The sequence below is a fragment of the Citrobacter sp. wls717 genome (assembly GCF_005280955.1).
GTDB lineage: Bacteria > Pseudomonadota > Gammaproteobacteria > Enterobacterales > Enterobacteriaceae > Citrobacter > Citrobacter werkmanii.
This window is the reverse complement of sequence record NZ_SZWW01000007.1, coordinates 44164-67784: the sequence shown is the minus strand read 5'-3', so window position 1 is coordinate 67784 and position 23621 is coordinate 44164. Positions and strand designations below refer to the sequence as shown.

At 48.1% G+C, this 23621-nt stretch carries 21 protein-coding genes and 1 tRNA gene; 2 read left to right on the top strand and 20 right to left on the bottom strand.

All coding sequences use genetic code 11. From position 1 onward, the window contains the following. Nucleotides 1-327: 327 nt before the first annotated feature. From FDX09_RS05085 to proB, 13 genes are all read right to left on the bottom strand, one after another. Nucleotides 328-403: transfer RNA gene (locus FDX09_RS05085), tRNA-Thr, on the bottom strand. Between the two features lie 203 nt (nt 404-606). Beyond that, a complete protein-coding gene (locus tag FDX09_RS05080) occupies nt 607-1071 on the bottom strand; it encodes an isoprenylcysteine carboxylmethyltransferase family protein (protein WP_137346877.1) in 465 nt (154 codons plus the stop codon). A 114-nt stretch (nt 1072-1185) separates the two neighbouring features. Then, nucleotides 1186-2634, bottom strand: a complete 1449-nt coding sequence (locus FDX09_RS05075) for an EAL domain-containing protein (protein WP_137346876.1) — start codon at nt 2632-2634, stop codon at nt 1186-1188. Between the two features lie 341 nt (nt 2635-2975). Then, nucleotides 2976-3446 (bottom strand): hypothetical protein, encoded by a 471-nt coding sequence (locus FDX09_RS05070; protein WP_038637718.1) that lies wholly within the window; start codon nt 3444-3446, stop codon nt 2976-2978. Further along, complete coding sequence (locus FDX09_RS05065; RefSeq protein WP_121528633.1) at nt 3421-4158, bottom strand: winged helix-turn-helix domain-containing protein; 738 nt, start codon at nt 4156-4158, stop codon at nt 3421-3423. Before FDX09_RS05065 ends, FDX09_RS05070 begins: the two co-directional genes overlap by 26 nt. A 141-nt stretch (nt 4159-4299) precedes the next feature. Then, on the bottom strand, nt 4300-4998 hold the full coding sequence (locus FDX09_RS05060; RefSeq protein WP_038637713.1) for a fimbria/pilus periplasmic chaperone: 699 nt from the start codon (nt 4996-4998) through the stop codon (nt 4300-4302). Then, nucleotides 4995-6611 (bottom strand): fimbrial protein, encoded by a 1617-nt coding sequence (locus FDX09_RS05055; RefSeq protein WP_137346875.1) that lies wholly within the window; start codon nt 6609-6611, stop codon nt 4995-4997. Before FDX09_RS05055 ends, FDX09_RS05060 begins: the two co-directional genes overlap by 4 nt. 4 nt (nt 6612-6615) lie before the next feature. Continuing rightward, the gene (locus tag FDX09_RS05050) at nt 6616-9108 is read right to left on the bottom strand and encodes a CS1-pili formation C-terminal domain-containing protein (protein WP_137346874.1); all 2493 of its coding nucleotides are present in this window, start codon (nt 9106-9108) and stop codon (nt 6616-6618) included. A 57-nt stretch (nt 9109-9165) separates the two neighbouring features. Continuing rightward, complete coding sequence (locus FDX09_RS05045) at nt 9166-9843, bottom strand: hypothetical protein (RefSeq protein WP_038637707.1); 678 nt, start codon at nt 9841-9843, stop codon at nt 9166-9168. Between the two features lie 53 nt (nt 9844-9896). Continuing rightward, a complete protein-coding gene (locus FDX09_RS05040) occupies nt 9897-10478 on the bottom strand; it encodes a common pilus major fimbrillin subunit EcpA (RefSeq protein WP_038637704.1) in 582 nt (193 codons plus the stop codon). A gap of 596 nt (nt 10479-11074) precedes the next feature. Beyond that, a complete protein-coding gene (locus tag FDX09_RS05035; RefSeq protein WP_069323872.1) occupies nt 11075-11794 on the bottom strand; it encodes a Crp/Fnr family transcriptional regulator in 720 nt (239 codons plus the stop codon). A gap of 279 nt (nt 11795-12073) precedes the next feature. Continuing rightward, nucleotides 12074-13324, bottom strand: a complete 1251-nt coding sequence (proA, locus tag FDX09_RS05030) for a glutamate-5-semialdehyde dehydrogenase (protein WP_085047718.1) — start codon at nt 13322-13324, stop codon at nt 12074-12076. A gap of 11 nt (nt 13325-13335) precedes the next feature. Beyond that, on the bottom strand, nt 13336-14439 hold the full coding sequence (proB, locus tag FDX09_RS05025) for a glutamate 5-kinase (RefSeq protein WP_003031373.1): 1104 nt from the start codon (nt 14437-14439) through the stop codon (nt 13336-13338). A 289-nt stretch (nt 14440-14728) separates the two neighbouring features. Here proB and phoE point away from each other — a divergent pair, with 289 nt between their 5' ends. Further along, entirely contained in the window at nt 14729-15784 is a 1056-nt protein-coding gene (phoE, locus tag FDX09_RS05020) for a phosphoporin PhoE (RefSeq protein WP_042310379.1), read from the top strand. A 56-nt stretch (nt 15785-15840) separates the two neighbouring features. Here phoE and crl read toward each other — a convergent pair whose 3' ends face one another. The 3 genes from crl to gpt all read right to left on the bottom strand — a co-directional run bounded on the left by crl (nt 15841) and on the right by gpt (nt 18103). Further along, on the bottom strand, nt 15841-16242 hold the full coding sequence (gene crl, locus FDX09_RS05015) for a sigma factor-binding protein Crl (protein WP_061383058.1): 402 nt from the start codon (nt 16240-16242) through the stop codon (nt 15841-15843). Between the two features lie 57 nt (nt 16243-16299). Next, nucleotides 16300-17544, bottom strand: coding sequence for an esterase FrsA (gene frsA, locus FDX09_RS05010; RefSeq protein WP_038637686.1), 1245 nt, complete (start codon nt 17542-17544; stop codon nt 16300-16302). Between the two features lie 100 nt (nt 17545-17644). Continuing rightward, entirely contained in the window at nt 17645-18103 is a 459-nt protein-coding gene (gpt, locus tag FDX09_RS05005) for a xanthine phosphoribosyltransferase (RefSeq protein ID WP_038637683.1), read from the bottom strand. A gap of 260 nt (nt 18104-18363) precedes the next feature. Here gpt and pepD point away from each other — a divergent pair, with 260 nt between their 5' ends. Further along, nucleotides 18364-19821 (top strand): cytosol nonspecific dipeptidase, encoded by a 1458-nt coding sequence (gene pepD / locus FDX09_RS05000; RefSeq protein WP_137346873.1) that lies wholly within the window; start codon nt 18364-18366, stop codon nt 19819-19821. Between the two features lie 101 nt (nt 19822-19922). On the opposite strand, the gene dinB is transcribed toward pepD, so the two are convergent. The 4 genes from dinB to motA form a co-directional block, all read right to left on the bottom strand. After that, nucleotides 19923-20978 (bottom strand): DNA polymerase IV, encoded by a 1056-nt coding sequence (dinB, locus tag FDX09_RS04995; protein ID WP_038637679.1) that lies wholly within the window; start codon nt 20976-20978, stop codon nt 19923-19925. Nucleotides 20979-21044: 66 nt separating this feature from the next. Continuing rightward, nucleotides 21045-21686: a DNA primase gene (locus tag FDX09_RS04990; RefSeq protein ID WP_085047721.1), complete on the bottom strand. Its 642-nt coding sequence runs from the start codon at nt 21684-21686 to the stop codon at nt 21045-21047. A gap of 57 nt (nt 21687-21743) precedes the next feature. Next, the gene (gene lafU, locus FDX09_RS04985) at nt 21744-22742 is read right to left on the bottom strand and encodes a putative lateral flagellar export/assembly protein LafU (protein ID WP_038637675.1); all 999 of its coding nucleotides are present in this window, start codon (nt 22740-22742) and stop codon (nt 21744-21746) included. 2 nt (nt 22743-22744) lie between these two features. Then, complete coding sequence (gene motA / locus FDX09_RS04980; protein WP_006685923.1) at nt 22745-23608, bottom strand: flagellar motor stator protein MotA; 864 nt, start codon at nt 23606-23608, stop codon at nt 22745-22747. Between the last annotated feature and the right edge of the window lie 13 nt (nt 23609-23621).

Here is a 23621-nt window from a genome sequence, read left to right as displayed (position 1 = left end):
CAAGTGAATGCAAATACCCAAATGGTCTACTAAACGTGTTTATATGTATGTTTTTGTAGTAACATCCTTTCGACCCATCCGTGCAATCAGTGAACTGAACTGAAAATATCTGTAACCAGAAGCCATCAAAGTAGCAATACTGCCCAAAAGACAAGACAGGCGCGGCTACAAGGTAACACATGCTATTAGCATACCCTTGCATTGCGCCACACACAATCTCACTGTACCTGCCACAATTTTGCCACACGCACAACGCGCAAAAATGCACATTCGTGTTAAAAAAAGCAAAACAATGCAACGGTAACCAGATGATTTTATTAGAAAAGATGGTGCCGATAATAGGAGTCGAACCTACGACCTTCGCATTACGAATGCGCTGCTCTACCAACTGAGCTATATCGGCCCTGAAAAGGACATGTCCACGAATGTGAACACGGGGTAGAAGGTTAAAACTAACCGGGCGATGCGTCAATGGCCTTGTGAATCAAACGCCTATTTTTGCATCACCCGGATTCAATTACGCACGAATCGTGCCATCACCCGCTACGGCGGAACGCGCTCAGCGCTTTCCGTGTTCGCGATAGCGCGTTATTACATCAGACATTTCTATAACCAACGACGAACCCGTTGCTCATAGCGCTCCCATTCCTGCCCGAAATGTTTTCGCAGCTGTTCTTCTTCAAAATCGATATGCAATCTGGCTATCACCAGCATAAATAATGGTACAGCCAGTATCCCGGCGAGGCTGCCGACGTAGAAAGCGAAGGCCAACTGGAGTCCGCTCATTCCAAGGTAAATAGGGTTGCGGCTCCAGGCGTAACAACCTTCGGTAACAAGCGTGGTCGTTCTTTCCGTATGAAGCGGGTTCAGCGTCGTGCGTTTCATCCTCATCTGCCACACAGTATGCAGTGCTACCGCCAGACTAACACAGGCCAGCAATAGGCTTACGACGATATTCACAGCACCGAACGTAAAATGCGGGGTCGCCGTCAACGCATCCATGACAAGAAATAATACTAAGATGAGCGGTGGCGGAAACCATACTCTTACTTTTGTCAGAAATGTACGCATGGCGAAGGGCTAACCTCAAAACTTTTGTATTGAACATTAATACAGTTATGAATAACCCTTTTAGGATAAACAAACAAACGATGCATCGCTCAGAACAGCAAACCCTCTTGAGATCTAGGTTGAGAAAGTTGAACCAGATACAGGTTCATACAAACTAACAGAGTGCTCGTAATACCGGATAAAATCACTAAATGTCACTGGCGGTAAAAATTGATAGCCTTGCAGGTAATCAACTCTCTGTTTTCCCAGCCATTGCTGTTGAAAGTCATGTTCAACGCCCTCCGCTACTATGCGTAGCCCTAAAAGCCCGGAAAGATGAATAATTGACTCAAGCATAGGAATATGTTGCTCAACCTCTTTAATAGCCTTAATGAATGTTTTATCAATCTTGATTACATCCAGGTCTAACTCATTGAGATAGCAGAGGTTAGCGTAACCGGTCCCAAAATCATCTAAAGCAAACAGAACGCCTCTGTTTCGTAATGAACGAATAAGCTCTTTGATTGCTGGAGTGATTGTAAGCGTCTGATTTTCAGTTATTTCTATCATCAGTTTTATGGGTAATTTTTGCGTCATTTCCATAAAGTTAAGGCATTCCCAATAAAAGACAGGGTTACTTAAACCTGATGGGCTGACATTAAATGAGACAAATAAAGTGTTGTTAATCCCTACACCTCCGCCGACGAAATCACGCGCAACGACGGTCATTAAATAGCTGGTCAACTCATTAATCAACCCACTTTTTTCTGCCAATGGAATAAACTCACGTTGAGAAATAGCGTAGTTATGCCCCTGTGGCCAACGAGCCAAAACCTCAACGCCGCAAACATCACCACTGATATTTACTATGGGTTGAAAATAAGGAATGATTTCTTCATTCCTTATTGCCATGCTCAGTCGGCTAGTATCTGAAACATCATACACCTCATCGTAAATCATATTCTCCGCTGTATTTCTTAGCGGTGAACTGTCTTCACGCAAGAAATTATTCCTGGTTAAAAAAATGATTGTTTCATTGAAATGAGAAAATCCGAGCCGAGTGGTAATTTTTTCCCGATATCGATATACTGACTTAATTGTCAGCGAGTTGGCAATACAAAAATCGTGCAATCTTTCTTTAGTGAAAGAAGCATACAACATTTCTTCCTCAAACTCGGTTAAATAAAAAGTAAATAGTGGTGAACCTCTGTTGATTTCGGCTATCTCACCAGGTGCCAATAAATAATCTTTTAACTGAGAGATCACCTTCTCTGATAATTCCCATCCATTAATAAAAACAAACTCTTCATACCCTCGATTAACAGCCTGGTTTTCACTCATCCGAAGAACAATACAGCTCATATTAATGAACTGTGCACTATTTCTCTGGAGCCACTTCCTGATCAGGAATAATGGCAGTCGATTATCAATAACCAACACACAGGATGGATATTGTGGTATGACGGGTTGCGCTCCAGAAATATATGTGCGCGCATCAACCAGTACTAAATTTGGCAAAGACGCTTTTAACCCTGAGAAAAGGAAAATATCATAACTGAGAAGAAAAGCCTTTTTCACATTCATAATTATCACCAACTTTAATTTATGGCATAGCAGGTCCCTCGTTTTATGCACGAGAGCATATACAACACCTTCGACCTCCAATAATTATAAGGCGGTGCGTGAGTTAACTTTTTCCATAAGTCATATTACACAGGTTAGGAATTTATGATTACAACTGTCCATATGAATATCCCCGTCAAATAGTAAGGCCATTTAAAATATTGAAAAAGGAAAATTCCCATTTTCTAATCAGAACAAATAAATTTACTCACTTTCACAACAAGACGAAACATAAAACCATAAAAAAGCAAAACAACAACATATGTAACTAAAAAAATTTGTAATACAATATATCAACTTTGTTAAGCAGCCCGACAAACCATAAGCGTACGTCGCAAATCTCTTATCCCATAAACATTTCCGGCGATACGGACAACCTTATAATAGAAAATATCCTGCCGTGACATAAGCAGCTCAGTAATTTCATCAGGGACATTATCATTTTTATTTTTAACAATAGCCACGCGGCGAGTCTGTCGGTATCCATCGTGATCTTTACCAATAAATTTCAGGACGACATTACGATCTACGGCATAATGTTTGCCCTGAATGACGAGACTTCCTACCTGAGATACTCGCCCTTCGGTGGCGGAAGATATCCGGAAGACAAGAAGGACTTCACCTTCAATTTTCACCCCCTGAGTTTGAGCTTCCAGATGCAGATAATTTTTGGCAGAACAAGTCAGCGTCTCAGGTTGCAGATGAAGGTAAAAATATACTGTTATCGCTGCAAGGAGGATCACCCCACTAATAAATATAGTTTTCGCATTCATGCGCAGCACCTCGTTTATCTAGCGAACAAACTCCAAGAAAGTTCTCTTTAAGAGAATTGCTTGCTGATAAATTATTATCATCATAGAAAACTATTGTTTTCTTACCGCTATGACAAACCGAATTTACTTTTCGCCACATATCAGAGGATAAGAATGCTTTCGTTTTATCAGCATTATTGTCATCTGCAGTATAAAGTTCACAATCACCTACTGTCCTGATGTAGATAAAATTCCTGGTACCTGTATTAAAAGTCTTCACGATAAAAAAAGTGCTTGCGATTAAAGCGATTAATAAAATGAGAACAAAAATTTTTACGTATTTCACTTTTCTTGATGGAACTGCCATTTCCGTTTTAGGTACCAAGCGCCTGTCTTGATCCTCACTGGAGGATGTCGATGCGTCACGGACCGCAGCATGGAACAAAAATCCCTGTCTGGGCAATGTTTCAATGGGGTTCTCCGCCCCCAACTCGCTAAATGCTTTTCGTAAGACACTTATACTTTTATTAAGACTATGGCCGGATGGCACCATGCCATGCTTTTCCCATACTTCCTCAATGATAAATTCGCGGTGGAGCTGTTGATTTTTATGAGTAATGAGTAAATCAAGTAGTCTCGCTGTAGACGGCGAAAGAATTATTGTAGTATCGCCATGTTTCAGGCTTTTCCTGGTGGAATCGTACTCAACCTGATCATTAATTATACTTTTCATACAACCTGACTCTTAAATACCGTAATATTGAGTTCGGATGGCCAAAATTTCATCTACTCTGAGCTTATGACTGTATTTTATAAAGATACATACAGTATAGATTCAATATCTCATCATGACATATCCGATCAGATTCAATACTTACTCACGATTGAGTTTGAAGCACCCCTGCCCCACGGGTAGGTATTTCTGCAAGGCAACTATAAATTTTCTGTTTTGTGTTTTTAGTTGGCTACTACGCCAGGTTTCCCCCGGCAACACATAACGCATGGTGGCTTCATCATCGGTTGAGTTGCACCCCTGGTGTACGATGATTTTAAAAAAAGTATTCCCGGTGTTTTTCAGCGTTCCGTTAGCCTCATCAATGGTGTAGGTCAGATTTATTTTTCTCGGACGAACAACCAGTATGGTGTCCATAGCGATCACCGGGAGAGCCTGTCCGCCTTTTCCTTGATTACGCTCGGTAAACAGCGTGATCGGCATTTCACGAAACAGAATTCTATAATAACGCTCCTTATCATCCTGCGGTCCACGGTAGAAAATCTTAAAAAACTCACTCGCCTGCGGTGCCAGTGAGAAATTCAGCGGTGTAAACAGAAGTTCGCCTTCAGCAATGGCGCTTCTGTTTTCACCTCCCGGCCCCGGCTTATCAATTTTTACGGCGCTAATACTGTACAAATTCTGTTTGTGGCTATCGTTATAGATTCGCTTACTGATAAATGATTTATCCGATGGCATCTCATAGATGGTCGACTCCAGGTAGACAGCCTGCGCAGAGCATGCAGTCAGCCCACAAAAAAAGACAAATGCCCATCTAAGTGCGAAATGGTAGCGATTCATGGCGTGACGCCCACCCAATTCGCCGTCACTTTTATCTCTCCGCTGGCGCTGACGACACCTTCCCAGTCTGCTCCGGAAACGGTTAACAGCGAACGTGAATCATTCATGGGGAAAAGCAACTTCAAATCAGTCGTATAATAGCTTCCATCGTCATTGTTATTGGCGTCCCAGGGCGTCTGTTGCCACTGCGCATCGCTCATGCTGACTGGTGCTTCACTGCAGCTATTTCGTTTCTGCACTACGCCCCCCGACTGGCTGTTGTACTGCAGAAAGGCGGGGATTGGGACGGATAGCCCGCCTTGCGTAGAGGTAAACAGGCAATAAGGCACACTATTGATCGTTGTACTATCCCCGATAACCTGGGCGGTAATGCTATCGGCCTGACGAGGGCCTGAGACGGTTACGGTGTAATCCATTTCTATAGGAGCGGCATCGCCAATCGTGCCACTGCCGCTCGCAGAAGCTGTGTTGTCCGAAGAGACAATACTGATTCCATACTCCTTCGGCACAATATTGAGCTGTAACGAAGGGGTAAACTGGTAGTGCCCTGACTCTGGTGTTAAGCCATTATAAAAACCGAAAGTAAACGGCTGACTGTTAGTAATACTGATCCCTGAATCGACGAGATTTTTCAGAAATACTTTCGACAGAAAAATATAAATATACTCCCCGGACGTGGTGAAAACGTTGTAATACGTTGTTGAAGAACCATAGTTATACCAGTTTGAGCCATTCCCGGAGTATCTCACGGTGGCCGCTCCGGGCGTAAAACCAAGCATCGCCGTGTCAACATAAGCGCGAAACGTCAGAGAGGGGGTCAGATTAGCCGTTTGTTGCAGGTTATAACTCACCATCTTGCAAATCACACCGTCTGTGCCGCCCACCACGCCAAGCTCACAATAACCAGAGTCTTTGGTGATGCTCGGCGTTCCGTCGCTGGCAACCCAAAGTTCCTGAAACGCATTAGTGGATTCAAGCGACAGATGCCCGCGTTTGGTCAACGTATAATTAACGTAATTCCATGATCCGGTCGACTGGTCTTTGCAACGCTGTCCGGAAGAATAATCATAATTTACAGACGTATAACAGCGGTTGAATACGTAGGTTTCGCTGCTACCGGTAGACACATTGCGAAAATACTCATAGGCAGTATCCGTCAGAGAGGCGAATCCGTAGGCTCCGCCAACAACGCCTGCGACAGAGCCCACCTGTGCATGATAAAACCCGTTATTGTCAGTTCCTTGCCCGGCAATAAACCCGGTCGATGGACACTGGGTTCCACTATAACAACGTATTCCCCGGAAAGGCCCATTAATCGGGGAATTATCAATCCACATATCCTGATAATAATTTCCGGGTGCAGTCCAGCCCACAAAACCTAAATATCCGAGACTGACCTGCGAGGTACCGTATTTTATCCACGTATTTGACCCGCTGAAGCGCGGATCAAGTGCCGATGGGGTAATAAAATATTCACCATCGATAGCATTTTCAATAAACAAATAATTATTGCTGACTGAGCCGGACGAGGAGGCCTTCAAAGCTAAAACAGGCAAAGGCGTAAAGCTTCCCACAGCACAGATAAAAATAGCCAACTTATTTAATACTTTCATTTTATTACCTCTGTGCCATAGTGGTTTGCGTTGCGCATTTCACCTCACCCACCCACGCCGCGCCGCGTGCTTTTTCCAGATCGAGATCGGCTTCACAAACGCTGCCATTGGCTGAAATTAGCGTGATGATCGGATATTTTTTATCAATATCGATAGCAAACTCACCCTTTTCATCGGTACGTGTTTTCCCGATGTGGTTATGAATATCGGTATTTGCAGCTAACTGCCCATCAGGGTAACGAATACGCCCAAACACGGTGACCATGCTTTTCACTTCAGGGTTAATAACACCAACGTTACCCGGATATAGCGTCAGTTCCTGCTTGCGTCCTGAAACAATATCGAAGCTGTCCTCAGAGTTTTTATCATTGAGGATTTCCAGCTTGTACTGGGCATAGGGCGGCAGTGCAATGAAATTTGATTTACCGCTGAGAAGATAATTACGATTGTTAATCTTCGCCGCCAGTTTCCCCTCACCGGTCAAATCTGTTTTCACGATGACACCTGACCGTTGCCTCTCTTTACTCAGACCGAAGTCTTTCCCAGCCCACGCCAGAGAGCCTTGAGAAGAGAAGTTCATATTGGTGGAGTTATCCGCGGAACGCGTTACCGATACGGTACCGGCGTTATATTTCGTGTCATAACTCAAATTGCCGTTTATCGAATAGTTGTTGTCGTAATATTGTTCACCACTCAGACGGGTTGACGCCGCCAGGCCGACTGATTTAATGGGGCCTTCAGTATACTGCTTACGCGCGCTGAGATTCCCCTGGGTGCTGCCATAGCGATCCCGGGAGACCCCCATGCTCAACCAGGAAGCCAACGGCAACGATAAATCCAGGCTGACATAACGTTCCTGTCGCCCATCGTCATTTCGGTTGTTGTAGTAATAACGCTGGATCCCGGCACGCAGTCCAACCGAGGCATATCTGCCTGAATAAAGGGTCGTGCTGTAGTCCAGGTTACGGTATTTATTGCCTGAATAGCGATTCTCCGTCTGGCTAACGGTGAGCGAACCGCCATGAGGAATAAACTTTCCGATATTCAGCGTGCCGCCAATGGAATAATTGTCACGTTCCTGCACGGGCAAACGATCGCCAATTTTACTGTCTTCACGAGATGCCCAGAGAGAGCCATACCCCTCAGGCACATTGAGATTGATGTTACTGATGTTTCGCCATGACGAATCGTTCGCCACCAGCGTCTGAGTGCCAATGCTTACGTATTCATTCACATTGAGCGTGACATCCGTTTCATTAACCGCATTGTTGTCAAAACCGTAGAGCGTGGATTTCAGGCCCAGTCCCGACAATACCGCCAGCGTTACCGATGCGGCCCCTCCAGCAATCCATGTCTGCTCGCTGCCCAAATCCTGATAATGGTTTCGCTTATAGCTCACACGATCATAATCCAGTGAGCCGCCAAAAAATTGCCACGAGAGCTGATCAATTCCGGCTGCTTGTTGGCGGGCAAAGATTTTATTTACCCTGCTGATACGACTATTAATTGTCCGGCCATTGACCACGATATCTACCGTAACGTCATAAACTCCATACGGGAAACGACTGGTATCAATTTCATAGCTGCCCATATTAAAGTTCTGCACGCTGAGCAATCGCCCGTCACGAAAGACATGAACCTCGCCAGCGGCTGGCAAAAATACGGTAATCGGCGTGAGCGAAAGCGCGGTATTTTCAACAACCGTACTTCCTTTATTTCCATAGCTCACACCGTAAATTTTACCGCCGTTCAGCGCATTCAGGCTGGCAATAGACTGGACATTCCAGGTGTCAAGCATCCCAAGCGCCAGTCGATACCCGTTATAATCGCGCTCATACATCGCCCGATAGAGTTTGCTGGTGCCATTGCTGTCGCCTATACCGTAAAACGAACCGTTAATGTTGATATGGTGCTCACGCAGCGATGTTGTATTGTCTACCGTCAGATAGCTGCGAGTACTGCTGCCGTTGTGATAATCGTTGTAGTAGGTACCAAAGTTATAATTCAGGACATTGGAGAGCGTCTCCACACTGGAAGGCCCAAGCAGACTGCTGCGTGCGACAATCGCTTCAGTTAGCGCATCTTTACTAACAATCATCTCCAGATGAAATGAAGAGACGTTAAGCTGCAGGCGTGCATTAGCCGATAGCTCGATATTGGTATTATCGTGAAACTTCACATCACGAATTTTTTCCACCAATGCGCGGGTTTTTCCAGATAACACGGCATTATTAGGTAATTCAGTAAGCGTCAGGGATTTAACGGTAATATTACCATCAACAAGCGAAATTACCGCATCGGCAATTTTTTGCTGACTTTTCTCGTCAGTCTCGTTGTAGCGAATATATACCGGTACCGTCATTCCCTGCTCCAGTGAACGGGCGAAAGCGCTGGGAATAACGTAATTACCCACTTTTACTGGGGCTGCATGTGAAAATCCTGGTGTCAACGCAAGAAAAAGGCAAAAGCTACCGCCGACAATGTTTTTTGTTGTCATATGCATCCTTACATTCCGGTATTTTATTTATCCCGTACAGATGGCTGCAATCGACCATCACTTCACTGTAATAAACTGCTTACCGTGCCAGATACCGATCCGTGAACGGCTATTATTAATATCGGTAAACTGTAATTTTATTTTCGTACCTGGCATAATGTAATAACGTTCGCGACAGCCTCGTCCTCGATCGCGGGCCTTCTCTTTACACGTGCCATAGGCGATCACTCGAAACGAAACATTGCCAGTATTGGTAATAACATCGCCATTTCGGTTATATTCAAAACGCTCCTTTCTCGGCGCAACCACCAAAATAGTTCCAATTTCAGCCGACGCTGTTGCAACCGCCATTTTATTGGCCCGGGTTTCCGCGCTCTCGGTAACCGGTTCATCAATCCATTGCAGACGATAATAACGCTCAACATCATCTGCTGGTCCTTTATAGAAAAAGCGAAATACATCCTTCGCCTGACCAGGAAGAATAAGGTTGGCAGGTGTAGAAAGTAACTCTCCGGAATTAACAGGCTTTATTTCGACTCCGCCAGCTAAAGGTGATGACAATTGTTTTACCGAAACACTGACATAACGCGCCGCATCAGTCGTATTGGTAATTTCTTTCGATAATGAACTCTCAGCAGAAGTCATTATCGATGTAATTTCACCAACATTAATTGCCCATCCGGGAAAAGATACTACTAACCCTACCAACATCGCTGTCGGTAAATATTTTTTCATGACACCATTCCTGATAAATTCGGGAGATAAAATTCTCCCGAATTTTTTATTACTTAGGTAGTCGTCCAGGTTGCATTGAACTGTACTTTTACATCACCAGTCCAATAGCCGTCTGGCAGGGCAGAGTAATCCGTTACTGCCTGGGTACCATCAGAAGTCGCTGACGTGATGGTGAATTTGAAGTTGGATTGATCGCTGACACGAGCAGCACCGTTATAAGCGCCATCAGCCATCAGGCTTTCAAGACCAGAAGTCGAACTGGAGTTGACCAGGACAGTATCTGAAGACTTAGTCAGCGCGGTGCCATTCCATGCCACTCCTACGTTCAGGGTAGATGCATCACCACTGGCGTTGGTCAGAGTGTTGCTAATGATCTGCGCAGTCAGCTCAAAATCAGTTGCCGTCTCCTGGCCCTGAATAGTCACATCAAAAGCACCGTCCTGAGAGTTGAAGGCATTCAGTCCTTCAGCATACTGGAAAGTCAAAGAGTTTAGCGGGGTGACAACCAACATGCTGGTGGTATCTTTTGTTGCCGTCGCATCCCACGAGGCAGTTGCAGAAGCAGTAACATCTGCCATTGCATTTGCCGCAACAAATACAGAAGCCAGAGAGGTTACTAATAATAGTTTTTTCATTTTTATCTTCTCCTAAGAACAAACTCACCACCGAGTCTTATTATTAAGTCACTCCAGCGGTTCCATTAATTGCGAGCCAGAATTGCCGCGCAAAAAAATTATCATTTGAATTAAGTAACATCTCAACAAACCCTGAAACGCAGAAATTACAAAAGACTAAGAATTTTCTTACACAAATAGTCTTCCAGGAACTTTCCCAAGATATATTTACTCAAAATAAGCCGCATTTCAGAATTATTAACCACACAAATAAGTCGAACCAAACAATTCATCTTTTTTATGTTTTTGATAAATATCAAAAAGGTCATACAAATAAAACCCTAATAAAATCCTTACAAAACATAAAGATAATTAAAATATTTATATCTTTTCTAAAATGCTGACTATTTGTTACAACTTTGATAAATTTTCATCTTCACAAGAAAATTCTCATAAAACTTTCGTTTGAAGGGGAATATTCTTATAAACAAAGAAAAAATCTGGAGGATTAATACTCGAATTGATAATTATTTCACACAAATAAAACCAGGAATTTTCCATATAAAAAGAATATTCCTGGTATTGCAAGAAAAAAATCATATTCATAAAAGCGAGAATTAGATGAAGCTTTTCAAACCGAGATAACTATTAAGTGTTACCGTACGTACACGATGTAAGGTAATCAAATCTTGTTGTTCGAGTGATTTTAATGAACGGCTGACGGTTTCAATTTTAAGATCGAGATAACTGGCAATTTCTTCCCGGGAAAAAGGCAATCGAAGCGTCGTTTCCGGTCTGCCAATACGCAAATGCATCTCGTAAAACTCCACCAGGAAAGCGGCGATTCTGGCCTCCGCGTGTTTATTCGCATAACGCCGCAATTTCTCAACAATGAACCCATTATCTCTGCACAGAAACTTGATGACTGCTGCGGCAACTGAAGGATCCTTCTCTGCGACCTTGAACAACCGCGCGATGTCGATATGGCAAACTTCCGCAGTCGTTGCAGCCCTGATGGTGGTCAGATACGTTCTCCCTTCGACAGCATCCAGCGCCATGATATCCCCTGGAACATAAAAGCGGCTGATAAAAACGTTATCGCCACATTCCACGCTGGACTTGCAATACCCCTCATGAATCACAAAAAGCATCTCTGCGGCTTCATCCTGCCGAGCGAGAATCTCACCGGCTTTAAACTTCCTTCTTTTGTCTATTAACTTGTACTCATTATCACGATCAATAGCCGTTCCCTTTGGACACAGCGAACAATGGCGGGGTGGGAACGGATTGCCGAGCGGCACAACAGGAATACTAAGTTTGTGAATATCCGATTTCACGCAACAACTCCTCATAAAAATGAGACTGATTCTAATAGAACAAGCGTTGGGAACAATACGTGAACCGCAGACCAGGAAAATTCATTCCAGACAGGGAAAATTCTGTGCTGGCTCACTTTTCTGGCACAAACGAGAATATGAATAAATATAGTCTGCTGCGGATGATTAAAAACGCAGAGCTCAAACGAACGCGGGTATGGCGAAGAAGGTTAAAACAAACCGGGCGATGCATTACTGGCCTTGCGAATCAAACGCCTGTTTTGCATCACCCGGTTTCAATTACGCGCGAATGGTATCATCTCCGAAGCCAATCCACTTGTATGTGGTCAGTGCTTCCAGTCCCATTGGGCCACGCGCGTGCAGTTTTTGCGTACTCACCGCCACTTCAGCCCCCAGTCCAAACTGGGCGCCATCGGTAAAACGGGTGGAAGCATTCACGTATACGGCAGAAGAATCAACTTCATTCACGAAACGGTTGGCGTTGCTGAGCGTGCGCGTCAGGATAGCGTCGGAGTGTTGGGTACCGTGTTCGCGAATGTGCGCGATAGCGCCATCCATATTTTCGACCACCACAACGTTCAGATCCAAAGACAGAAACTCGTTATCCAGCTCTTCCGGTTTCAGCGGCACCAGTTTGGCCGGGCCATGCAGTACCTGCATCACGATTTCGTCGCCGTGCAGCGTAACACCGCTTTCCGCCATCTTGTCGCTTAACGCAGGCAGGAAACGCTCAGCGATATCCTGATGCACCAGCAAGGTCTCCACGGTATTGCAGGTGCTCGGACGCTGGGTTTTGGCATTGACGATAATCTTCAGCGCTGGCGCGATTTCAGCAGAATCATCCACATAAATATGACACACGCCAATGCCGCCGGTGATGACCGGGATAGTCGACTGCTCGCGGCACAGCTTGTGCAGGCCCGCGCCACCGCGCGGGATCAGCATATCGATGTACTTATCCATACGCAGCATTTCAGCGACCAGCGCGCGATCCGGATTGTCGATTGACTGCACCGCTGCTGCGGGTAAACCGCAGGCTTCCAGCGCCTTTTGGATCACCGCCACGGTCGCAGCGTTAGTCCGGTAAGTCTCTTTCCCGCCGCGCAGGATCGCCGCATTACCGGTTTTCAGGCACAGGGAGGCAACATCAACGGTAACGTTAGGACGCGCTTCATAAATCACGCCAATCACGCCCAACGGGACGCGACGACGCTCAAGACGCAGTCCGCTATCCAGCAGGCCCCCGTCAATCACCTGCCCGACAGGGTCAGCAAGATTACACACCTGACGCACGTCGTCAGCAATCGCTTTCAGACGCGCAGGGGTCAATGCCAGGCGGTCGAGCATTGCTTCGCTCAGACCATTTTCACGCGCCTGTTCTACATCCTGCTTGTTAGCGCTAAGGATACTTTCCCTTTGCGCTTCCAGCTCATCGGCTATTTTTTCCAGCACGCGATTTTTTTCGCGGCTGGAGAGCAGCGCCAGCTTGTATGACGCAGCTTTGGCAGCAATGCCCATTTGTTCCAGCATATGCCTGTTCCTTAACGGGTAATCATGTCGTCGCGATGGACAGCAACCGGGCCGTATTCATAGCCGAGGATGGTGTCAATCTGCTGTGAGTGGTGTCCGGCAATACGGCGGAGCGCGTCGCTGTTATAGCGGGTCACGCCGTGGGCGATATCGCGCCCTTCGAGATTGCAGATACGAATCACTTCACCACGAGAAAAGTTGCCTGTCACGCTTTTAATGCCTTTTGGCAGTAATGAACTGCCACGTTCCAGAATCGCTGCGGTCGCGCCCTCATCGACGGTAATTTCCCCGGCAGGCGGCGCGCCGAAAATCCAGCGTTTACGGTTTTCCAGTGGAGAGGCCTGAGCATGAAAACGCGTTCCAACGGAAACGCCTTCCATCACATCGCCAATCACGCCTGGCTTGCTGCCTGCGGCAATGATGGTGTCAATCCCTGCGCGGCACGCGACATCAGCGGCCTGCAATTTCGTGCCCATACCACCCGTTCCCAGGCCAGAAACGCTGTCGCCGGCAATGGCGCGCAACGCATCGTCAATACCGTGAACGTCTTTGATCAGCTCCGCCTGCGGATTGGTGCGCGGATCGGCTGTGAAAAGTCCCTGCTGATCGGTCAGCAACAGTAGCTTATCGGCTCCGGCCAGAATTGCCGCCAGCGCCGAGAGATTGTCATTATCGCCGACTTTAATTTCGGCGGTCGCCACCGCGTCATTCTCATTGATGACAGGAACGATGTTGTTGTCCAGCAGCGCGCGTAACGTATCGCGGGCATTGAGGAAGCGCTCACGGTCTTCCATATCCGCACGCGTCAGCAGCATCTGCCCGATATGGATACCGTAAATAGAGAACAGCTGTTCCCACAGTTGAATCAATCGGCTCTGCCCTACCGCCGCCAACAGCTGTTTCGAGGCTATCGTCGCCGGAAGCTCAGGGTAACCAAGATGCTCACGCCCGGCGGCGATCGCGCCTGAGGTAACGATAACAATACGATGCCCTGCGGCATGAAGCTGCGCGCACTGGCGAACCAGTTCTACGATATGGGCGCGGTTCAGGCGGCGCGATCCGCCCGTTAACACACTGGTGCCAAGTTTTACCACCAGCGTCTGGCTGTCACTCATGATTCTCTGCCATTCAAAATTGGGGAAAATGATATCAAACGAACGTTTTAGCAGGACTGGCCCCGGTTGCCAACAGCCAGCGCACAAAGCATGAAATTTTATTGCGCAGGATCAGCAAGCGTAGCGGCAGATTTTGACGCATTTATTACAGAAACATAAAAACACTCTTTTTTAAAAATATTCTTACTTTGTCATAAAACGTTCATTGCCAGACGTTAAAAACCTTCCTGTCTTTTAACGGGGATCACACCCAGTGAATATTAGCGCGTACTTTTAATCAGGAATGAAAATGAAAAAGAGCACTCTGGCATTAGTGGTGATGGGGATTGTGGCGTCGGCATCCGTACAGGCAGCTGAAGTGTATAACAAGAACGGTAATAAACTGGATCTGTATGGCAAAGTTAAAGCCATGCATTACATGACGGATTATGACAGCAAGGACGGCGACCAAAGCTATATCCGTTTAGGCTTTAAGGGCGAAACGCAAATTAATGATGAACTGACGGGTTATGGTCGCTGGGAAGCAGAGTTCGCAGGCAATAAAGCTGAAAGTGATTCCAACCAGCAAAAAACACGTCTGGCCTTTGCCGGTCTGAAATTAAAAAATCTTGGCTCGTTTGATTATGGTCGTAACCTGGGCGCGCTGTACGATGTAGAAGCGTGGACTGATATGTTCCCGGAGTTCGGCGGCGATTCTTCTGCACAGACCGATAACTTTATGACCAAACGCGCCAGCGGCCTGGCGACTTACCGTAACACCGACTTCTTCGGCGTCGTGGATGGCCTGGATCTCACCCTGCAATATCAGGGTAAAAACCAGGACCGCGATGTGAAAAAACAGAACGGCGATGGTTTTGGTACATCCGTTACCTATGACTTTGGCGGTAGCGATTTCGCCGTAAGCGGCGCTTATACCAACTCCGATCGTACCAATCAGCAGAATCTGCAAACTCGCGGTACGGGCGATAAAGCAGAAGCCTGGGCAACGGGTTTAAAATATGATGCTAACGATATCTATATTGCGACGTTCTATTCTGAAACGCGCAATATGACGCCGATTTCTGGTGGCTTCGCCAATAAAACGCAGAACTTCGAAGCGGTTGTTCAGTACCAATTTGACTTTGGTCTGCGTCCGTCACTGGGTTATGTGCTGTCAAAAGGTAAAGATATTGAAGGCGTCGGCAATGAGGATCTGGTGAATTATATCGACGTTGGCGCCACGTATTATTTCAACAAAAATATGTCCGCGTTTGTCGATTATAAAATCAACCAGCTGGATAGCGACAATAAACTGGGCATCAACGATGATGATATCGTTGCCGTCGGTATGGTTTATCAGTTCTGATTTAGGATAAAAAATGCCGGATGGGGTTGCGCCGCCATCCGGTATTTTACTGTTCATTATGCGGTTAATTTAACCGGCTCATCTTTAAAATCGTCAGCAGGCTCCAGCGCCAAATCCAGCGACGTTAACAACCCACGTAATTTTTCATGAAACTCACGTAAGGTGTATTCCAGTCGCTCTACCACTTCAGTCTCTTTCACCGGCACCGCCGTCCAGTTGCCATCTTTATCAAACAAACCAAACTGATAGCTGTAGGTAAAGCGTTTTTCCTGCGCCTCAAGCTCCATCCACCAGCCCCAGAACTCGCGTTTCTCAGGGGCGGGTTTCACGTTGACGCAAACAGCCAAACAATCGAAAAAAAAGCGATTATCTTCGCACTGCCCTTCCCGGATGTACGGGCCAAGCGCGGTGAATTTCTTGATCAATCTACTTTTCGGATGCCCACTCGGTAACGTCATTACGATCTCCTTAGGTGAAGCTCCTGTTTTACCAAATCGATAAAATTTAGCAAACTTTTAACACAATCTCTGATTGATCCACTTGGTTATTTCTTGCAGTCCTTTGTCAAAATTGCGATACACCGGGTTGAATGGAATCTCCAGCAGCTTACCGTCAGAAGATGACGAGGTGATTAAACGCGACTCCTCTTCCGGGCTAAACGGGTCATTTTTCCAGAACCCAGACAGCATTGGCGTCGGGCAGCGTCGACCGAGCAGTCCCTGCACTTTTAATGAATAGCGATTAAGCTCAACGCGCAGTGCTTCATCGGAAGCGTCGTGCATCCCCAGGCGGCTGGCCAGAACGTCAAGATACATTTCCGGGACGCTTGCCTGACGCTGCGGGTCACTCAGCAGCGCATGCACAACCGGTCCCAGGCAGGCCACCGCCTTCAGCCGTGACGACTCCAGATACGCCAGGCGTACCGCTACGTTAGCGCCAAAACGGAAACCGAAGGCCGCCACGCGGGTGTGATCCACCCACGGGACATTAGGCAGCGCCTTTAATACATGCTGATGCAGCAGGCTGGAATCCTGAGTCAGTTTCCATTTTGATGAGAATCCGACCGACGGCATATCCAGCGTCAACATGGCAATACCGCGCGGAGCAAAGTAGCGCTCATACAGCGTATAGTAGTCCGTTTGCATGGAATCGAGACCGCCGCACATCAGTACCGTCGGGAACGGACCATCGCCTTTTGGCATATGCAGGAAGCCGGTTATCGGCGCGCCGCCAGCGACCGCAAACTCCATCTCACGCAGCGTGCCCGGCAGCCGTTGAGCGGCTTCTTCATAGGCGCGATTAGCCAGAGCCTGCGCCTGCTCTGCCAGCTCATCGCCTTTCAGATGCGGATAAGCGGCAATGTTGTACAGCGTAGAGGCATGCAGCCAGTGGCGTCCGCTTAACTGCGGATCCTCCTCCATAGACGCTTTCTGTTGCCATTCCATCGCCTGCTTTGCCCACTCATAGATCCAGTTCCCGCCACGATAGCCAATGACCGTATCGTAGAGCTCTTTATCCGTACGTTCGGCTTCGCTCATCACGATACGCGCCTGTACTTCGAGGATTTCACGCGGATCGATGCCGCGCCAGATCCACATCAGACGATTCACCATGCGATACCAGTGCGGGATTGTTTTGCCATCCAGGGCAGATTGTACGGACGGCTGCGCGCCGTGATTAAAACGACGAACCAGCGTAGACGTTTCAGGGTGTTTGAAGCGGGGTTTGAACAGGACTTCGCTGAGGTTAGCTTGTGACATTCTTGCAGCCTCCATGAATACTCATTAAGGCATAGTGTAACCTGATGGGGATTAATAAAGAACAACGCCCGGCAAAGCCAGGCGTTGAAAGCGCTGTTGATTAGCGACCAGAGATCGGCGGGACAAACACTACGCCCATATCCCACGGCTGTTCAATCCAGGTATCCTGAGGGATATCAACAATATAATCATTTACCAGCGGACGACCTGCCGGCTTAGCGAAAATAGTGACGAAATGCGCTTTAGGATACATTTCGCGGATCGCAACCGCGGTGCCGCCGGTGTCAACCAGGTCGTCGATGACGATAAAACCTTCACCGTCGCCTTCAGCACGCTTAAGCACTTTCAGCTCGCGCTGGTTGTCGTGATCGTAGCTGGAGATGCATACGGTATCGACATGACGAATACCCAATTCACGCGCCAGCAATGCGCCCGGCACCAGACCACCACGGCTAACGGCAATAATGCCTTTCCATTGTTCAGAAGGCATCAAGCGGCTTGCCAGTTTACGTGCATGGATCTGCAACATGTCCCAGGTGACGACGTATTTTTCGCTCATGTGAAGTGTCCCAGCCTGTGTATCTACGGCTAATTAATAATTGAGGGTGAATCAGGTTGCGCGAGATTATAGAGATCTGACGCACTAAAAACCAGTGTTTCGCGGAATCCGCGCCTCTTTTTGCATGCTTTATGCTAGCCGTCGGCGGAGAAAGTGGTATTCTCAATCGCATCGCGCAAGCCTGACTTGTGGTGTTTTTAATTCAGCTAACCCCGTGGACTGCAAGCAAGTTTTGTAGGACACCGCCAAGGAGACTCAACGTGTCTGAACTGTCTCAGTTATCCCCGCAACCGCTGTGGGATATTTTTGCCAAAATCTGTTCTATTCCTCACCCGTCCTACCATGAAGAGCAGCTCGCTGAACACATTCTGAGCTGGGCCCAGGAGAAAGGTTTTCACGTCGAGCGCGACCAGGTCGGTAATATCCTGATTCGCAAACCTGCCACTGCAGGCATGGAAAACCGCAAACCGGTGGTTCTGCAGGCGCACCTGGATATGGTTCCGCAGAAAAACAACGACACCGTGCACGACTTCACCAAAGATCCTATCCAGCCTTATATTGATGGCGAATGGGTGAAAGCCCGTGGCACCACGCTGGGCGCGGATAACGGCATCGGTATGGCGTCCGCGCTGGCCGTACTGGCGGATGACAATGTGGTACACGGTCCGCTGGAAGTGTTGCTGACCATGACCGAAGAAGCGGGTATGGATGGCGCGTTCGGTTTGCAGGCAAACTGGCTGCAGGCAGATATCCTGATCAACACCGACTCTGAAGAAGAAGGTGAGATCTACATGGGTTGCGCAGGGGGTATCGACTTTACCTCAAACCTGCCGCTGTCCCGTGAGGCGGTTCCGGCTGGTTTCCAGAGCTTTAAGCTGACCTTAAAAGGTCTGAAAGGCGGTCACTCCGGCGGCGAAATCCACGTCGGCCTCGGTAACGCGAATAAGCTGCTGGTACGCTTCCTGGCGGGCCACGCTGAAGAGCTGGATCTGCGTCTGATTGATTTTAACGGCGGTACGCTGCGTAACGCGATACCGCGTGAAGCCTTTGCGACCCTCGCCGTGGCCGCAGATAAAGTTGATGCGTTAAAAGCACTGGTTAACACTTACCAGGACATCCTGAAAAACGAACTGGAAGCCAAAGAGAAGAATCTGGCTCTGCTTCTGGATGCTGTCGCCAACGATAAAGCCGCCCTGACCACGCCGTCTCGCGATAGCTTTGTTCGTCTGCTGAACGCCACCCCGAACGGCGTGATCCGCAATTCCGACGTGGCGAAAGGCGTGGTGGAAACCTCCCTGAACGTCGGAGTCGTGACCATGACTGACGATAATGTACAGATCCACTGCCTGGTTCGCTCGCTGATCGACAGCGGTAAAGACTACGTGGTAAGCATGCTGGATTCACTGGGCAAGCTCGCCGGTGCCAAAACCGAAGCCAAAGGTGCGTATCCTGGCTGGCAGCCGGATGCTAACTCTCCGGTTATGCACCTGGTTCGCGAAACCTATCAGCGTCTGTTCAACAAAACGCCGAACATCCAGATTATCCACGCCGGTCTGGAATGTGGACTGTTCAAGAAACCGTATCCGGATATGGACATGGTTTCCATCGGGCCAACTATCACCGGTCCGCACTCCCCGGATGAGCAGGTTCATATTGAAAGCGTCGGCCACTACTGGACGCTGCTAACCGAGCTGCTGAAGTCGATTCCAGCGAAATAAGTCTCTGTAATAAAGCCGGATAGCGCTGCGCTTATCCGGTCTACGCGCTGATTTGTAGGCCGGATAAGGCGGTTACGCCGCCATCCGGCAATACATCAGAGTCAAATTCCCAGCAGCAGTTGCCTTTCCAGCTGTGGATCAAGCAGCGTGACGTGTAATCCCACCAGCCTTACGCCCCGCCCGCCCCGACGTTCATCCCAGGTTTTGCGCGCTGTTGCAATTAAGTCATCTTTGCTTAAGCGCGGCCAGACGTGCTCCTGCGTGGTTTGCTGAAAATCATTAAACTTGAGTTTAATTCCCTGCCGGGCGATCAACAGATCCGGTTTTACCTTTGCCAGACGTCGTTCCAGTTCGGGATATAGCCGCTCAATAATCTCCTCACATTCAGCCCATTCATGAATATCTTCTGCCAGCGTACGCTCAACGCCGACAGATTTGCGCAGTCTGTCGTTGTTGACATCCCGCTCATCAATGCCCTGGCTGCGTTCCCACAACACGCGACCAAACTTACCAAACCGTTTGAGCAACATGGCCAGGTCGTATTTTTGAACATCCTCGCAAGTACGCAATCCCATCGCTTCCAGCTTAGCGGCAGAAACTTTGCCTACGCCGGGTATTTTCCCTAGCGGCAACGTTCTGAGAAATTCGGGAACATCAGCGGGGGTAATGACATATTGCCCGTTGGGCTTATTGAGATCGGAGGCTATTTTTGCCAGAAACTTAACCGGCGCAATCCCGGCGGAGGCGGTTAACTGTAACTCGTTGAAAATCGTCTGGCGGATCTCCTGCGCTATCAGCGTGGCAGAACCGTGACAGTGAGCACTGTCGGTCACATCCAGATAGGCTTCGTCCAGCGAAAGAGGTTCGATGAGCGAGGTATAACGGGAGAAGATCGCCTGAATCTGGCGGGAGGCTTCTTTATAAGCCTCGTATCGACCAGGCAATAACGTGAGATGCGGGCACAGTTTTAACGCCATTCCGGTCGGCATTGCGCTACGCACGCCAAATTTCCGCGCCGGGTAATTGGCCGTGCTGATAACGCCCCGGCGTTCACGACTGCCGCCGATAGCGATGGGAATGTCGCGCAGGGCTGGATTATCACGCATTTCCACCGCCGCGAAAAAACAGTCCATATCAACATGTATGATTTTGCGCATGACTCGCCTCCCACAACACTGTTTAAGTATACAGTATTTTTATGGTGTGAGAAGTCTGATTATGCCTTACGCTGGACCATTCATGACAAAGCGCGCATCGCACAGGTAACGTACGATGTCCGTGGTCTTATGTTCTGCGGGATTACCCGCCGTACTGACAAAAAGCTTATTCACTTTGCGAATCTTTGCCCGCAGCAATTTTTCGATCGTCATCAGGCGAAATGCATCATTTTCAACGCAGAAAAGCTCGTAGTCGCCCAGACGCTCTCCACAAATTTCACAATGATTCATCCAGTAACGTAGCCCGGTGGTTTTACTTTTATCCAGATAGTAATTGCTGGCCTTAATGTTCTTTTTTATCTCTTCAGGCAGAGAATTAATATGAAACAGAAAGGTATTCCGTCGAATAGATTGCCAGCCTTGGCCATCATGATCCTTTCTAATAAACCGGGTAAACATCACTCCGTGAATATGGGTGAGCTGGTGGCAGTTCCAGCAGTGCATCTTCGAGGTAATTACCAGATAGTACGGCGCGACGATGTTAAAACTGTCGGTGTTGTAGACATAGTCACGAAGCGCCTCGTTTAGCTCATGAGGTTCGGTATACCAGATCCCTGAAATCTGGTCGAAATGCGCGCCCTGACAGGCCACATCCGTGACGTTATCAGTATGAATATCCAATGGAATAATATGGGTTACATCTATCACATTGCCTTCCTGCGGGATAATTTGCCCCCCACGTTGCGTGGAGGACCGGGAGTCAAATTAATGAGTGACGGGAGCAGAATGTTGACGTAAAGAAGTCACCTGCTTTTGTTTGTCCAGCTTATCAATCAGCGGTTGTACGACCTTCTCGCCGTGTTGGCCAAAATATTGATACAGCGTATCAGAAGCGCTTTGCGTTAATACCATGATCTCAATGCGACGGTTGCCGGCGCTTTCCGGATTTTTCGCATCCAGCAGCATTTGGTCGGCCATTGCGCTGACCTGCATAACTTTATTCTGTGGCATTCCGGCATCTTCCAGTACGCGTCGAGCAGACAATGCGCGGTCGCCTGACAGGTTCCAGTTGTTGTAAATGTTACTCTTATAGCTCATCGCGTCCGTATGCCCGGTGATGATGATCTTATTGTCCAGCGAGTCAAACACGGGGGCCAGCTCAACCAGCAGCGATTTAAAGAACGGCATAATTTTGGCGCTACCGCGTTCGAACATATTACGGTTCTGATCATCTTTAATCAGTACGCGCAACCCCTGAGGAACAATCTCCATCTCAAGGTTGGTCTCCATATGCGCCTTGCGGGCAATGACGTTAATGTCGGTCGCCAGCTCGCCTAACTCCTGGGCTGATTTTTGTTTCAGTAACGCCGTTTTCTCATTCACATCCAGCGCCTTTTTAGCGTTCTCTTCCGTGATCCTCGCCGTCTCCTGTGGATTCACGGTTTTATCAAGCTTGTTGCGTGTGACGTTTTTCTTCTGCGCGCCTGGCGCTATCGGCAGTTTGCCCAGCTTGTTTAACGGCGCCATACCGCCACCGTTAAAGATTGACTGGCCATGCAGCGCCGCCACGATATTTTCGCGGTCAGCCTTGCTGACGCTGTTCACAATCCACAGCGTCATAAACAGCGCCATCATCGCCAGCGTAAAGTCAGCAAAGGCGACCTTCCACGCCCCGCCATGATGACCTGCATGGTTCTTTTTAATTTGTCGGCGGATAATGGTGGTTTTCGCGCCGCGATCGCGACGATTTGGCCCCTTCCTCATGCTTATTCCTGCTCCAGCATCGCATTAACCCACGCATCCAGATTGGCGAAAGTGGGTTTAGAGGCCAGATGGAGAAGTTTACGGCCAGCATCGACCGCCAGTAGCGTCGGTTTACCGCCCGCTTGCGCCACCAGTACGGTACGTACGCATTCGAGCAGCGAATGCTCTGCCCGCGCCTGCTGTTCCATAGCGTTTGCCAGCGGGTCCATCAGGCAATAACAGATGAACACCCCTAAGAATGTCCCCACCAACGCCGCCGCCACCTTCAAACCGATAAGCGCAATGGAGCCATCGATAGACTGCATGGTGATGATAATGCCCAATACCGCAGCACAAATACCGAATCCAGGCATCGCCTCGGCGGTACGCTGCAAGGAGCGCGAAGGGGTTAACAAAGACTCTTCAGCGGTATCCAGTTCCTGATCGAGGATCCCTTCCAGTTCATGGGCATCGATTTTACCCATCGCCATCAGACGGAAGTTATCGGCGATAAATGTCACCAGTCGCTTCTGAGTCAGCACCAGCGGGTATTTTTGGAAAATGGTACTTTCTTCCGGCTGTTCGATATGCTGATCCAGCATACGCAGACCACCGTTCTGCACCATTTCCAGCAGCTCATACAGGCACATCAGTAGCTGACGCTGAAATTCCGGTCCCATTTTCTTTTTACTGATCACCCCTTTGATCTGATGGGCGATCTCTTTCAGCACATGTACCGGGTTCCCAATAATCATCGCCCCCAGGCCAGCACCAACGATAATAATAATTTCTGCTGGCTGCCAAATAGCAATTAACTGCCCACCAGCCTCAAAGTAACCGCCAAATACGCAGCCCAAAACCACTAATAAGCCAAAAATCTTTTGCATTACGTCCTCCGCA